12 protein-coding genes are annotated in these 14,924 nt (G+C 51.3%); 7 read left to right on the plus strand and 5 right to left on the minus strand.

Annotation, left to right across the window (positions count from 1 at the left end; all coding sequences use genetic code 11):
• The first annotated feature begins 28 nt into the window (after nucleotides 1-28).
• Together BLQ88_RS06050 and BLQ88_RS06055 are read left to right on the plus strand one after the other, a co-directional pair.
• Nucleotides 29-340 (plus strand): MerR family transcriptional regulator, encoded by a 312-nt coding sequence (locus BLQ88_RS06050; RefSeq protein ID WP_090147772.1) that lies wholly within the window; start codon nucleotides 29-31, stop codon nucleotides 338-340.
• Nucleotides 341-545: 205 nt separating this feature from the next.
• The gene (locus BLQ88_RS06055; protein ID WP_090147627.1) at nucleotides 546-1,769 is read left to right on the plus strand and encodes a M20/M25/M40 family metallo-hydrolase; all 1,224 of its coding nucleotides are present in this window, start codon (nucleotides 546-548) and stop codon (nucleotides 1,767-1,769) included.
• A 171-nt stretch (nucleotides 1,770-1,940) separates the two neighbouring features.
• Here BLQ88_RS06055 and BLQ88_RS06060 read toward each other — a convergent pair whose 3' ends face one another.
• On the minus strand, nucleotides 1,941-2,450 hold the full coding sequence (locus BLQ88_RS06060; RefSeq protein ID WP_090147629.1) for a metallophosphoesterase family protein: 510 nt from the start codon (nucleotides 2,448-2,450) through the stop codon (nucleotides 1,941-1,943).
• A gap of 279 nt (nucleotides 2,451-2,729) precedes the next feature.
• Here BLQ88_RS06060 and BLQ88_RS06065 point away from each other — a divergent pair, with 279 nt between their 5' ends.
• The 5 genes from BLQ88_RS06065 to BLQ88_RS06085 all read left to right on the plus strand — a co-directional run bounded on the left by BLQ88_RS06065 (nucleotide 2,730) and on the right by BLQ88_RS06085 (nucleotide 9,071).
• Nucleotides 2,730-5,567, plus strand: a complete 2,838-nt coding sequence (locus BLQ88_RS06065) for a TonB-dependent receptor domain-containing protein (protein WP_310590139.1) — start codon at nucleotides 2,730-2,732, stop codon at nucleotides 5,565-5,567.
• 31 nt (nucleotides 5,568-5,598) lie between these two features.
• On the plus strand, nucleotides 5,599-6,339 hold the full coding sequence (locus BLQ88_RS06070; RefSeq protein ID WP_229212600.1) for a GLPGLI family protein: 741 nt from the start codon (nucleotides 5,599-5,601) through the stop codon (nucleotides 6,337-6,339).
• Between the two features lie 195 nt (nucleotides 6,340-6,534).
• Nucleotides 6,535-7,422 (plus strand): OmpA family protein, encoded by an 888-nt coding sequence (locus BLQ88_RS06075; protein ID WP_090147633.1) that lies wholly within the window; start codon nucleotides 6,535-6,537, stop codon nucleotides 7,420-7,422.
• 96 nt (nucleotides 7,423-7,518) lie between these two features.
• Complete coding sequence (locus BLQ88_RS06080; protein WP_090147635.1) at nucleotides 7,519-8,472, plus strand: threonine ammonia-lyase; 954 nt, start codon at nucleotides 7,519-7,521, stop codon at nucleotides 8,470-8,472.
• 119 nt (nucleotides 8,473-8,591) lie between these two features.
• On the plus strand, nucleotides 8,592-9,071 hold the full coding sequence (locus BLQ88_RS06085; RefSeq protein WP_176884910.1) for a hypothetical protein: 480 nt from the start codon (nucleotides 8,592-8,594) through the stop codon (nucleotides 9,069-9,071).
• A gap of 79 nt (nucleotides 9,072-9,150) precedes the next feature.
• Here the strand turns inward: BLQ88_RS06085 and BLQ88_RS36690 are convergent, their stop codons facing one another.
• The 4 genes from BLQ88_RS36690 to BLQ88_RS06100 all read right to left on the minus strand — a co-directional run bounded on the left by BLQ88_RS36690 (nucleotide 9,151) and on the right by BLQ88_RS06100 (nucleotide 14,922).
• Entirely contained in the window at nucleotides 9,151-9,291 is a 141-nt protein-coding gene (locus BLQ88_RS36690; protein WP_176884912.1) for a hypothetical protein, read from the minus strand.
• Nucleotides 9,292-9,372: 81 nt separating this feature from the next.
• Entirely contained in the window at nucleotides 9,373-12,279 is a 2,907-nt protein-coding gene (locus tag BLQ88_RS06090; protein WP_090147636.1) for a PD-(D/E)XK nuclease family protein, read from the minus strand.
• A gap of 29 nt (nucleotides 12,280-12,308) precedes the next feature.
• Nucleotides 12,309-12,905 (minus strand): MiaE family protein, encoded by a 597-nt coding sequence (locus BLQ88_RS06095; RefSeq protein ID WP_090147638.1) that lies wholly within the window; start codon nucleotides 12,903-12,905, stop codon nucleotides 12,309-12,311.
• A 22-nt stretch (nucleotides 12,906-12,927) separates the two neighbouring features.
• Nucleotides 12,928-14,922 (minus strand): putative porin, encoded by a 1,995-nt coding sequence (locus BLQ88_RS06100; protein ID WP_090147639.1) that lies wholly within the window; start codon nucleotides 14,920-14,922, stop codon nucleotides 12,928-12,930.
• Nucleotides 14,923-14,924: the final 2 nt, after the last annotated feature.

Raw genomic sequence — 14,924 nt, forward strand, 5'->3', positions numbered from 1 at the left:
TTATCTTTGTAATAACCGCTTCAAAGATATGGAACCCAATACCAAACTATATTACGACACCAACGAAGTTGCCGAAATGGTAGGCTGCGAGCCTTCCGCATTGCGCTTTTGGGAGAAAAAATTTCCGCAGCTCAACCCCAAACGCGATTCCCGCAACCGCCGCCGCTACACCGAGCGCGACATCGAGATCATCCGCAAGATCATGCACCAGCGCGACAAGCAGGGGCGCACGATCAAGGGTACGCGCGAGCAAATGCGCCGCAAGGAAGAATCCCAGCTGCTCATCCAGCGGCTTTTGCGGGTAAGGAAATTTTTGACCGATATTCAGGAGGTACTTTAATGACTGCCGACGGCCGACCGCTGACCGCCGAATGCTGACCGTCGGCCTTCGGCCTGACCATAGACGATCGGCCATGGACAATTAGAATTAGACCATGGTCGATCGTCGATGGTCCATGGTCTAAAAAGCGCTATCGCCACAAAAGAACCAATCGGCGGTCGGCCGTCAGCGGTCGGCGGTCAAACAAACGTAACAAATCAACCCAATGCGATACCTCATTCTTTCCATTCTCGCGCTTGCGGGCGCCGTGGAATCTTTCGGGCAGCGGTTCCAGACTGCGCCGATCCGCAAGCACATTGAATTCTTGGCATCCGACGACCTCGAAGGCCGCGGAACTGCAAGCCTCGGTGAGGTACGTGCGGCTAATTACATTGCTTCGGCTTTTAAGGAAATCGGTTTGAAACCTGCCGGAACAAAAGGTTATTTTCAGCCTTTTGAAGTTTCATTTGCCATCGATGGCGAGGCACACGACCTCACTGGCCGCAATGTGGTGGGATTTCTGGACAATGGCGCTCCCAAAACAATCGTGATAGGTGCGCATTATGACCACCTGGGCAAAGGCTTCCAGGGCAGCTCGCTTTCACCCGACAGTAAGAATAAGATCCACAACGGTGCCGATGACAATGCTTCCGGAACGACCGGCGTGCTGGAACTGGCGCGCTATTTTGCCGGGAACAATGTGAAGGAGAAGCATAACTACCTCTTTATAACATTCTCCGGAGAAGAGCTCGGGCTGCTGGGTTCCAAGCATTACGCGGAAAAACCGACGCTTCCGCTGAATACTTTTTCGGCGATGATCAATATGGACATGATCGGCCGGCTCGATGCGCAGAAAGGCATTATCGTATCGGGTTGGGGGACGAGCAAGGTTTGGGGCAAGCTGATCCCGGACCTGGCCAAACGTCAGAACCTGAAATACACCGTCGACTCGTCGGGGGTAGGGGCTTCGGACCACACTTCGTTTTACCTGAAAAACATTCCCGTGGTGCAGTTCTTCACGGGCGGCCACGGCGATTACCACAAAGTTTCAGACGATCCGGACAAGATCAATTACGAGGGAGAAGCCAGTATTCTCACATTGATTTCCGAACTGCTCGAAGGACTGGACAAAGAAACCGCCGAGCCGGAATTCCTGACAGCCGGAAACCCGCATTCGGGAACTACTACCAGCAATTTTAAAGTAACGCTCGGCGTAATGCCCGATTACAGTTACACCGGGAAAGGGTTGAAAATCGACGGCGTCTCAAAAGCACGCCCCGCCGAAAAAGCAGGCATCCTGGCCGGTGATATCATCACCAAGCTCGGCGGCGAACCCATCGGTACCATCTACGACTACATGGAAATCCTCGGCAAACACGAAAAAGGCCAAACGGTAGAAGCGGAATTGCAGCGCGGGAGCGAGACGAAGGTGGTGAAGGTGACGTTTTGACCGCCGACCGCCGACCGCCGACCGACGACCGCCGACCGCCGATGGCCGGCCTTTTCGTCCATGGACCATGTTTTGTGATTGCGCATTAATCAGACCATGGTCTATGGTCAGGCGCGGAGCGCCGCATCGTCCATGGTCAGCGGTCGGCGGTCGGCGGTCAGCGGTCGGCCGTCACACCAGCGCTCCCCGCTTCCCCAACTCGATTGCCTCCATCTGGCTTATCAGCCCTTCGTGGAGGTTGAAACGGAGTAGGGTACGGAACTTGTGAAATCCTTCGCGTCCGGCGGCACCGGGGTTGATGTAAAGCATATTATTGAGAGCCTTGTCGCGGATCACCCGGAGGATGTGGGAGTGGCCGCAGACAAAAATATCCGGGGTGTTCGATTTCAACGTCGGCATTATCTGCGGGTTATAACGCGGAGGCGCGCCGCCGATATGCGTGATCCACACGCGGAATCCTTCTACTTCGAAATGCAGGTTCTCATGCGTGAGTGCGCGCACCTGTGGGGTATCGATATTTCCAAAGACAATACGGGTCGGCTTGAATGCCTGCAACTGCGCGACGATCTCCGTCGAGCCAATATCCCCTGCATGCCATATTTCGTCGCAATTGGCAAAATGATCGAAAACACGTTCATCCAGGTAGCCGTGTGTGTCCGATATTACTCCGATACTTTTCATTTCAACACTATACAATAAGAACTAAAGGGCAAATATGGTCAATGGAAATCCAGCGGGAAATAATTTAACAAAAAAATTATGTAGTTGAAGTAACTTATATATACCAAATTGAGTACTTTAACAGTTGTTAACTTAATAAAAGTTAAATAATTCTTTATTCGTTATAAAATCAGGTTTTAACTATATTTTTAGTTGTAAACTTGAATTGCATTCTCTATAATTGCAAAAATGTAATACCCCAGTTACAACCTCTGATCACATAACCACCAAAATCTAGCCTTGAAAAAAATCCTACTTCTGTTATGGTTATGCCTTCCCATGCTCACTGCGCACGCGCAGTCCGGAGGGCGATTTACATTGAAGGGAGTCGTGGCCGACACCGCCGGAGCCGGACTTCCCGAAGCGACGGTGATGTTGCTAACCCCCAAAGACTCCACGCTCGTCAACTTCCAGCGCACCACCAAGCAGGGCGCATTTGAGTTCAAAGGATTGAAAAGAGCTAATTACCTGCTGAAAATCACCTATGTGGGTTACCTGCCTTACCAGAACACCGTAAACCCCAATGACGGCGATGTGACGGACATGAAAAACATCAAAATGACCTTCATGGACCAAAACCTCTACGAAGTGGTGGTGAAGGCGTTCCGGGCACCGTTGAGTATCAGGGGTGATACGATCGAGTATGACCCGAAAGCATTTAAAGTACCGCCCGGTGCAAACGTCGAGGACCTGATCAGGCGGTTGCCCGGTATGCAGGTCGACCAGGACGGGAGCATTAAAGCGCAGGGGGAAACCGTCAAACGTGTAACGGTAGACGGTAAGCGGTTTTTCGGCGACGATACCAAGGCTGCTACCAAGAACCTTCCGGCAGAAGCCATTTCAAAAGTGCAGGTATTTAATGAGAAAACAGAGCAGGCACGGCTGACCGGCGTGGACGACGGGAAGCATGAAAAGACCTTGAACCTGCAATTGAAAGACAGCCACAAGAAAGGCGGTTTCGGTAAAGTTGCGGCCGGTGTCGGTACGGAAAAGCGTTTGGAAGGAAAAGTCAATTACAACCGCTTTAATGAAAAGAACCAATTCTCGTTCATCGGACTGGGCAACAACACCAACCAGGGCGGCATGTCGTGGGACGATTACCAGGACTTTAAAGGTAGCCAGTCCTTCAACTGGGGCGATGACGGCGACTTCGGTTTCAATGGCGGACGGTACATTACATTTGGCGGTGGCGATGATGAAAGCCTTACCATTCAGGCCGGTAGCGGCGCGCAAAACCGCGGTTTTAATAAAAACTGGGCCGGTGGGGCAAACTACAATTTCGATACGAAGAAAACGAAGTTCAACACCAGCTACTATTACAACAAGAACACCCAGGACCTGGACGCTACTTCGCGGCAGACTAACTTCCTCACCAACTCGGCATTTACCAAGCTGGATACGAACGGCAGGTTGAACTCGAATCAGAACCACCGGGGAAGTGTGCGGTTCGAGAAGACACTCGACTCGAACAATACTTTGGTGGTGCTCTCCAACTTCCGCTTCGGCAATGGAACGGCCGATTACCGCAGTCACCAGGAGTTTTTCCGCGGCGTGCAGGATTCGGCCCAGGTTTCGAACATGAGCGACATTACCAACTTCTCGGATTTTAACTCGTTCGCCATTGCCAATACTGCCATTTACCGGCTGAAATTCAAGAAAAAGGGCCGGAACTTCGCATTAAGCGCAGGCTACAATGTCAACAACTCGGAAGGGGATGTGCGGCAGCGATCGACTAACCAGTTTTTCCGCTCCTCGCAGACCGAACCGGACAGCGTGCTGAACATTAACCAGACCAATCACACCAAAAGTTTGCGTAACCAGCTGAAAAGCAGTGTGCTGTTCACGGAGCCTTTGTCCAAAAAATTCGTGCTCGAAACATTCTATAATTTCAGCCTGAAAAGCGACGAGGTGGATCGCGACGTGTTCGACATCAACGAAGGCGGTTCGATAAGAAACCAGAACCTCAGCCGGTACTACACCAACAACACCACATTCCATCGTGGGGGAACTTCGCTTCGCTACTCTTATAATGGTTTGAACCTCCTTGGCGGCATTGGCTTGCAGCAAATTCATATGGACGGCAAGTTTGCCGTGAACCAGGAAGATGCAGTCCGCACGCGCGTCGACCGCCGGTTTACCAACTGGGTACCGAATGTTTCTTTGAACTACAACCTGAAAAACAATCGCTACCTGTATGGCGGCTATAACTTCTCGGTACAAGAGCCTAACATCCGCGACTTGCAGCCGATCGTCGATAACAGCAACCCGCTGTACATTACGCAGGGTAACCCTAATCTGTCGCCGACGAAAAGCCACTCGTTCAATATCGGGTACAACCACTTCAATGCGACCAAGTTTACGCAGATGTTCTTCGGTGCGTATTACAGCAAGTTCCAGGACCAGATCATTTATAGCCAGACCGTGGATGAAAATCTCATCACACGCACGATGCCTACAAACATCAGCGGCGGCCGTAACTTCAACATTTACGGACATTACGGTTTCCCGATCGTGAAAACGAAAAGTAATCTGAGCATGAATGTGGGCTATAACAATGGCAAGAACCTTACGTTCATCAATGGTGAATTGAATGACACGAAGAACAATGGTTACAATGGTGGCTTTCGGCTCGACCTGACACCGAGCGACAAGTTTACAGTATACGCCAATGCGAACTGGAACGTTACCGACACGCGGTACTCGCTCAGCAGCGCCCAGAACCAAAAGATCGTAAACTCGTTCTACAGTGCCGAAATGAACATTAAACTGCCGAAGGAAATTTACTTCAACAGCCGCTTCAACTATAACCGGTATGTGAACGACCGCTTCGGCTTTAACCAGGACATGCCGATCCTGAACCTGTCGCTCTACAAAACCATGTTGAAGAGCAAAAAAGGCGAAATCCGTCTCTCCGCATTCGATGTTTTCAACAAGAACCGGGGTATCTCACAGTCGGCCTACCAAAACTTCGTCTCTCAGGAGCAGGTACGCACGCTCGCGCGGTACTTTATGCTGAGTTTTGCGTACAACATGCGTGGTATGTCCCATTCCGTACGCCGCAAGGGGGGAGGGTTTTAATAGTCAGTGATCGAAATTTATGAAGGTATATATGAAAAAGATTTGGATGATATGTTTGCTGCTGAGCAGTTTGCCGGCATTTGCACAGCAGGAAGGCGTGGTTGTGACTTATGAAAAAGAACACTTCTGGTCGAAGATTTATGACAGGCTTACCTTCCTTTCCGAGGAGGAGCGGACCCGGATCAAGAATACAGTGAAGAACTGGGACACGGGGTACAAGGAGAAAGGGCAGCTGTTCGCAACGGCTACCGAAAGTAAATACAACGATATGGAACCGGAGGCCGACGGCGGCTGGCGCGGACGGACGAGCGAGTTTATGATCTACCGCAACCTGGACACGGAGCGGAAAATGGAAATCGAAGAGTTTGCCGGTAAAACACTCGTTATCGACGATTCACTGAAAACCCCTTCCTGGAAAGTGTTGAACAAAATCAAGGAGATCAATGGCTACCTGTGCATGATGGCGGAGGCCGAAGATACGGTCCGTAATGCCAAACTGACTGCCTGGTTTGCCAACGATCTCGCATTCAACGCCGGTCCGGAGCGCTACTTCGGCTTGCCGGGGCTGATCATGGAGCTGAATGTAAACGACGGCGAGGTGATTTTTACGGCTGTCAAAGTGGAGAAAAAAACGCTGAACGACGAAGCGAAGCTTCCCAAGAAAATAAAGGGTAAGAAGATCACAACGGCGGACTATGATAAGATGCTCAGGACGTACATCAACGACAGTATGAAGTCACACCGAAACCCATATTGGAACATTCGGTACTAAAACTTGCTAATTTTCAATAGAAAAAGGGAAAGTGTCGGAACGGCATTCTTCCCTTTTTTTTGTAATTTCGCGTTTTGAAAGCACCCCGGGCGGCGACTTAATGTGTCTGTGGCTCGATTATTGATAGCGATCAGTGTAGTTCCCAAATGTTTTACTTAACAGTGTTTATCTATTTTTAACAACCCTAAGACGATTATGAAACAAACGCTTTTAGCCGTTGCTATGCTCTTTGTTCTGGGCTCATGTGCCAGCAAGAAAAAATTGCTTTCTGCACAGAAGCAAGCCAATGAGATCCAAATCCAACTGGATAAAGCAAGAGCCGACCTGAATGATTGTGACAGCAGAACTGCTGGCTTGAATAATGATTTGAAGGCAAAAAATGACGAACTGACCAGCAAAAATGCAAAATTGAAAGAGCTGGAAGAACAGGTTGAATTCCTTAAAAAGAACAACAACAACCTTCTTGACCGTATGTCTGACCTTTCGGTAATCTCGAAAGAAGGCTCGGAAAGCATCAAGAAGTCACTCGCGATGATGGACCAGCAAGGTGTACAGATCCGCGACCTGAACAAGAGCATCCAGCACAAAGATTCTTTGAACATGGCGCTGGTACTGAACCTGAAACGTTCGTTGGCTGACGTAAGCGACGAAGACGTTCAGATCGAAGTTAAAAAAGGCGTAGTGTACGTTTCCCTGTCCGACAAAATGTTGTTCAAATCGGGAAGCTCTGTGATCAACTCCGCTGCTGAGACCGTACTTTCGAAAGTAGCGAAAATCCTGAACGACTACAAGGAAATCGAAATCCTGATCGAAGGTCACACGGATAATGTACCTATCGCGACAGACAAGGTTGCCGACAACTGGGATCTTTCGGTATTGCGTGCAACATCGGTGGCACGTACCCTGCAAAAGAAATACGGTGTTGAGCCGGTTCGTATGATCGCTGGCGGCCGTGGAGAATATCTCCCCAAAGTGGCTAACGATTCAGCGCCTAACCGCAGCCTGAACCGTCGTACGGAGATCATCATCACCCCGAAATTGGATCAGTTCTTCAACCTTTACACGCCAAACGCTGGTAAATAAGGTTAACTGAGAAGTTTTTCAGATGAGGGCCCTCCGGTAACAGGATGGGCCCTTTTTCTTTTTAATGCAGGAACAATTTTCATAATATACACCAACATGCCCGGAACTGTACCTACCCAAGAAACCATCGAGGCGGCCCATGCGCTCGTGAAGCCTTACATTCATCACACGCCTGTTTTTACTTCGCAATTCCTGAATGACCTGTCGGGCGCGGAATTGTATTTTAAATGCGAGAACTTGCAAAAGATCGGTGCATTCAAGGCACGGGGCGGGCTGAATGCGGTACTTTCGTTATCGGAAGAACAGCTTGCAAACGGCGTGATCACGCATTCATCCGGCAACCACGCGCAGGCGATCGCGTTCTCTGCGCAGAAAGTAGGGGCTAAATGTTACATCGTAATGCCCGAGAATTCGCCCAAAGTGAAAATAGCGGCGGTGGAAGGTTACGGTGCAGGCATTACCTTTTGCAAAAACACTCCCGAGGACCGTCAGGGCACGGTGGACGAGATCGTCGCACGCACGGGCGCGACTTTTATACACCCATTCAACAATTATGAAGTGATCGCAGGGCAGGCTACGGCGGCCAAAGAACTCATCGAAGACGTCCCTGTAACGCTGGACGCGATTGTGGCACCGGTAGGAGGGGGCGGCTTGCTGAGCGGAACCGCATTGTCGGCCAGGTATTTTTCCCCGGGCACGCACGTATACGCGGGCGAGCCGGAGGGTGCGGCGGATGCGATATTATCGTTCAAAAGCGGCAAAATCGAAAAGGCACCCTATGTGAACACGATTGCCGACGGCCTGCTGACGCATTTAGGCGACAAAACATTCCCGATCATCCGATCAGAGGTGGCCGACATTTTCACGGTTTCCGACGAAGAGATCATCCAGGCTATGCGGTATTTGTGGGAGCGCATGAAAATTGTGGTGGAGCCTTCCGGTGCGGTATCAACCGCGGCGGTGCTGAAAAATGGAGCTGTTTTCAGCGGCAAAAAGGTGGGGATCATCATTTCGGGCGGAAATGTAGATTTAGGTAAGCTGCCGTTTTGAAATAGTTCGAAATGAATAAATTACCGCGCTGATATGCGTATCCCGGGGCGGTGCCGTTATAGTAGGAAATTTAGGATGCGTGTTTATATTTGAAAATTGTTTACTCTTAAAATTGAAGTATGAAAAAGCTGATTTTTTGCTGTCTGGTAGTTCTGATGGGCGCTTGCAAAGACGACAAGAAAGACCCGGAACCGGAAGTGGATTATGCGAAGGACCTGGTAGGCGTGTATGAAACCACTACGGTAGAAGCAGGGGTTTCGAGCAATCACAAGTGGGAAGTTACCACCGAGGTGAAGAACCAGCTGAACATCAAGTATACCAAAAATTCAAAAGTGAGCGTGCCTGGCTCGACATTCGATGTTACCCAGGAGTTTCCGCTCGTGGCTGTGAAAGCAACGGCGCAGGATACCTTCGAAATCAACGAGAAGGTGGATGTGACCCAGAACGTCGGCGGTGCGTTGAATGTGCGCCTTAGCGGCATTGGTTCCAGGGTCGTGAACGGAAGCGGGGTGCCGCAGATCAACATCACGCTCAAATTTTCGGAATCGAGCGCAGGCGCCGCGAATGTGGAACAGTACCTCGAATTCAAGAAGAAATAACAGTATTTCCAATGCAGCAAAAAGGCGGATGAGATCACTCACCCGCCTTTATTTTTTGAGAGGCACTTCTATTCTGGTATTATAAGGATACTTCTTTAAAAAGCATTTGAGACTTGTCCAACAAGACAAGCACCGGGAACGTAATGCCTATCACCAGGCAGGTCACCGCAAAGGCCATCAGCCACACAATGAAGAGGGAAAATTTTGCTACAACGATCATACCGTAAACGATTTTTTTAAAAGAGATCGCTTTGTTTACGCAATGGTTGCAAGGGTTTGCGGGTATTTTTCACGCGGCAAATCAGCGTCCGCAAATGCCGGTGAAGTCGCAGAATTTGCAGGTCGTCAGATCGTCGGTTTTGCGAAACGGAACGTCGGGATCGAGCATTACATTGAGGATGTCGGTCAGTATCACTTCCGATTTTTCGATGAACTCTTGCGGTGCCAGCTGCTCGGTCAGTTCCAGTGGATTAGCAATCAGGTTCTTCGGATCGCGGAAGGAGTAAAAGCCCGATTTGACTGCGTAATCGCCGAAATTGTAGGTCATACCACGCAGATTCAGCCCGTTTTCTTCCTTCATCCGGCGGTACATCAGGTACTCGTAAATCCAGAGCTGCCGCACGTAACCCATTTTCCGGTCGGGATCGAAACGGATCACCTCTTCGCGCGCTACGGGATCAGCCAGTTTTTGTTTGCCGGTCAGCTCCACGCTGCCGGTTTTGTAATCCATTACATACAATGTACCATCGCCGCCGAGCTCGATGCGGTCGATCTTCCCGCCCAGGCGTACAGGCGTATATGCGCCTTGCAACACGAGCTGAATGCGCGTGTGCAGCGGCTGCTCGGCCGCGAGGATCGCCCGGCGAGGCTGCTGGGCCATATGGTGGCGAAGAAACGTGAGAATCTGCTGCTCGCCGATCTGGTAATAAATGCGGTTAAGGCCGAGGTCGGTCACGTAACCTTTGAAAAGCCGGTCGAACTCCTCGCGGAGCACGGTCGTGATCTGCTCTTCGGACGGGTCGTTGTCGAGCAGGAAAAATTCGAGATCGAGGCGTTCCAGCGAGGCGTGCAGCCAGGTGCCAATCTTGTCCATCCCGAGCTCTTCCTCCACTTCCTCTTTTTCCTTTACCCCGGCAATGTGTTTGAGGTAAAACTGCATGGAGCAGCGGATAAACTCGTTCAAATGCGTCGGGTAAATGCCCTTGCCGTCGAGGTAGGCGCGGATGGCGGCAATAAGGGCGTCGTCCTTATGCACCACCTCTTCCAGTTCCTGCTGTTGCTGCGCTTCGAAAACGACGGTTTTGTTCTCGATACGGATCAGCGGGTTGTATTCGGTCAGTTCGTATTCGATCTGCCTTAGAAAACGGCTTTTCTCGCCCCCGCCGGGTGCGTCGTTGGTGCTGGTATAAAGGATATGTACTTCCGAAGCGCGTTGCAGCAGCCGGTAAAAGTGGTACGACATTACCGCTTCCTGGTGCTGATGCGTCGGTAAGCCTACGGCCTGCGCGGCATCGAACGGGATCAGCGAGTTCTGGCGCTTCGCCTGGGGGATAGTGCCTTCATTGACCGATAATATAATAATCCGCTCGAAATCCAGTGCCCGCGTTTCGAGCATGCCCATGATTTGCAGGTTGCTGATCGGCTCCCCGCTGAAAGGAATGCGCGTCTGGCGGATCAGCTCGAACATGAACGATTTCAGCGTCCGCAATGTGATCAGCTCCGCCCGTTCCTCGATCGTCTGCTCGAATTGTTTCAGTAATGTGTAAAAAAGATAGAGATATTCGGTTTCCAGCGCATTCTTGTAATCCTTATAAACCTCCCGCAACAGCTCGATCAGCTGGTAAAACGAGCGGATCACCTGCTGTGCATTGTTTTTCTGCCAGCGCGTGAACAGGATTTGGAACAATGGATGACTGTCGCCCAATGCGATCAGCTCTTCCGAACTGAGGAACACCTGATTGCCTTCGGTGATCTCGCGGAGCGTGCGCTGGATGATCGTCTGCCCGTCTTCGAGCGGCGTGAGCGCCACATGCTCGTAATGCCTTACAAACGGGTGGTTCAGGATTTTATCAATGGATTTGTGCCCGAATTTCGGGATGCGGATCGTCTTGCCGCTCCTCGTCCTGAACTCCACCACATTCTGCTGCAACTCGAAAATGCCGTCTACCAGCGTGTACAACAGCGAATTGCGCATGGAAAGGCCCATGGTCACATTCAAATCGCGCACTTCCTGGTCGAGCGAGTAGAGCATGGGAAGCAGCAGGTTCTCATCGGCCAGGACAATGGCGGTAGGGATAGGCGCATCATCCGGGTCGAAGCGCTTCATGCGCTGGTAGAGCTCGCCCGCGACCTTGGTTTGCAGGGTTGCATTGGGCACGCCGTAAATAGTAATGTGTTTTTCGGTTGAAAGCAGATCGTCGCCCGTCCAGTTCCATTCTCCGAACTCTTTGCTGCGCTGGTACTCGCGCAGGCTCTTGCCGGCTTCCACCACCGTGTTTTCCGACATATAGTACCGGTCCGAATCCCAGAATGCCTCTGCCTTTTTGGCTTTGATCAGCGCGGTCACAATCGTCCGCTCCGAGGCGGTAAATGCATTAAAACCCGCGAAATAGATCCGTTCGTTTTCCGGGCGGCCTTCTGTCAGGTTACTAATGTCCTCGGCCAGCTCGCGGTAGGCCATTCCGCGGTAGGCCTTGCCTTTGGCGAGCAAGCGCTGCCGGAAAGATTGATATACCTTATTGATATTCTCAAAAAGAGAAAAATACTGCTTCGAACCGCCTTCGCCTTGCAGTGATTTACCCTCCGGCAAACTCTCCTGCCAGCGCGAGAGCGCGTGCGCCTCAGAGAGGTATTCGAACAGGAAATCGGTTTTGACCAGGTACTGATCGATTTTATCCAGATCACTCAGCAGTACCGATGCCCAGCCCATGAAACGGTCGAACTGCAAGTCCGGATCGATTTCGCGGAATGTTTCATACAAATCGAACAGCAAATGCACCGGGTCTTCGATTTCAAGGCTGCAAAAACTCTCTACAAAATCATCAATCGCCATGATACCCGGACTCATGAGCGGCTCAGTGGTTTCGCCCGCCAGTTCCTGCATCAGGAAAAACGCGGCCCGCCGCGTCGGTACCACTATTTGCACGTGGTCGAGCGAGGTATGGTTGGCCAGAATGCGTTTGGCGACGAGGTTGAGGAATGAAGGCATTGCGAATGCGGGTGTAAATGCAGGTTATGTCAATGAATGCGGTCGCCGCGCGGGGATAGCGAATGCATGATTCCGGCTTCGGCGTGCAGAAGTTCTTTCCAGCGTGCCCTTACCTTTTCCGCAGGCTCGTAAGTTTCGGCCAGTTCGAGAAACGTGCGGTAATGCCCGGCTTCCGAGATCATGAGTTCTCTGTAAAACTTTTGCAGCGACTCGTCTTCCAGGTTTTCCGAAAGCAGCTTGAAACGCTCGCAGCTCCGCGCCTCTATCAGCCCGCAGATCAGCAGCCGGTCGAGGAACATTTTGTTGGTATCGCCTTTGGTAATGAGCTGCATCAGCTGGTTTACGTACTCATCTTTTCGCTGGCGGCCAAGCGGGATATTTCTTTTCTTCAACTCCTTCAAAACCCTTTGAAAATGCCCCCATTCTTCGGCTACGATGGGCGTCAGGGTTTCTACGAGCAATGCTTTGGCAGGATAATGTACAATGAGCGAAATGCAGCTCGAAGCGGCTTTCTGCTCGCAATAGGCGTGGTCTATCAGGATGTCGCCGATCTGCATCGAGGCAATATCTGTCCAGCGGGGATCGGTCGGGAGTTCCAGCCCGAGCGTCGTGAGTGATGTAGCCATATTGGTTCAAAAGTTTGTTCTCCTAGTCGAACAGCGGCCAGTTGATCCCGAATGAAAACGACCTTGCCAGACCCAGGTAATCGGGCGTTACATAATAACCTTTCGGGAAAAGGCCGAAGTTGCCGCCCTGGTTAAGGTAAGACATTTTAAAGAATAACCTCACGCGTTTGATCCGCACATTGCCAAAGCCGTCCACAACCACATTTTCATCCAGTCGTGTATTGTTTTGTAAATGAAACTGTTGCGTAATAGGCATATAGGCATCCGCCAGGTACGACGAGCGGTAACGCGCCGCGAGGCCGATCTGGAAGAATAGCACTTTGGCATACACAAAATCAAACGTAACTTCCCCGCTTGCAAACACGGTCGGGATGCGGATCACATCCTTGTTGTCGTTCAGCGTGAGGTAAGCCATCGTCGTGAAGTTCCAGCGGTTGAGGTGAATGCCCGAATTGAAGCCAAGCCGCAGCAGCCTGAAACCGGAATTGAGCTGGCGCGGCACCGCGGCGGTATCATAATAAATGTAGTCGTTGATCTGGTGGATCTGCGCTTCCGGCACAAACTCGATCTTTTTGGTCTTCAACACCAGCGATGCGTAGATGGTCTGCACCTTGGTAGGGTCGAAATTGTTTCGCCAGTCAAAATGGTTGTTCAAATAGCGCTGCACGAGCAGGTCGGGGGCCGTCTGAATGCTTTGAAACCCGGCTTTTCCCCATTTGGTGTTCAGCTCGGCTTTGAGGCGGTACTCTACGTTTTTAGCGAGGTTGAGATCGGCTTCGGCGGTAAGGTATTGAACCGAGTCTTTCAAATAATAACCCAGCCATGCACCGATGATATTATCGAATTTCAGGCCGGTGCGGTAAGTGGCGAAAGGCTGGCCCGTTTCGTTCGGGGACTGCGCCCCGCCGCGCATGCCGTAAAACCGCTGCCGCACATAAGCCCGGTAGTTGAAACCTTCGTAAAAGCCTTTGATACCGACTTTGTTATCGAGCAGCTTGTAATAAATGTCCTGCCGGGTCTGCGTCGTATCGAATTTGGCTTTGGGATAAATGCCTTTTTCAATGCCGCGCGCCAGTTGCAGATCGGTGTAATGATCGATGGTACTTTGTAAATCGGCCTGCTGGAAAACCTGGAAGCCATTCAGCAGCCGGTATTGCTGGTAAACGTGGAATACATGGCGGCGTTCCCAGGAATTGGCATTGTCGCTGATTTTGGCCGCGCCGTCATAGGAATACTTTTCTACTACGCCCGCATCGTCCACATTCGGTATCACGCCACCCTGTTCGGCCACCTTCATGTTCAAATGCCGGTAATGCGCGAGGATGAGGTACTTTTTGTTTTTGGAAAAAAAGCTGGTGTGCGCCAGGAAAGTCCAGTTACGCCCGAGCAATGCATCCGAGGCGATGGAATTGGCAAAACCATATACTTTGTTGGACGTCAGCCGCGTAGCCCGCATCCCGAAATTGAACCGCGAATGCACGTTTTGAGTGTAGGCAAATGTTCCGAGCGAAGCCTTTTTCGGGCCCGCCATAAAATCCAGCTCGGTATGCTGCGATTTGGTATCCACATAAGCCACATCCTCTTGTTTGATCGCATAAGCATCGTAAACCCGCAGACCGAGCTGCGTACCAATGTCTTCGCGCGGCTGGAAAAACAGGTTGCGCGTTGCGGTAACGTTATTGCCGAGGTCCACCAGCTTGCCCCAGGCCCTGTCCACGGGCATCCAGCGATGGAAGTTCGTCAGGCTGGTGTCGACGATGTACCTTACCGAATCGCGGTTATTCAGAATGTCGTGCTCGTAAAAATGGCGGGTCGTCGTGGGGCCGTAGACGTTCTTGGTGCTATCATCGAGAATGGACTGGCCTCCGCCTGCGCCGCCGCGCGCACCGCCTCCTCCGCTTCCGCCACCGCCCGGCATCCGTACACCGGCCGGAAGCTTCACCTGGCCGCTGGCTGTCGGTATGGTTAGGATGAAGCTGCATAAAACACACAGGAAGCTATATAAAACAATTCTCATAA

The sequence above is a fragment of the Dyadobacter soli genome (assembly GCF_900101885.1).
Classification (GTDB): Bacteria; Bacteroidota; Bacteroidia; order Cytophagales; family Spirosomataceae; genus Dyadobacter; species Dyadobacter soli.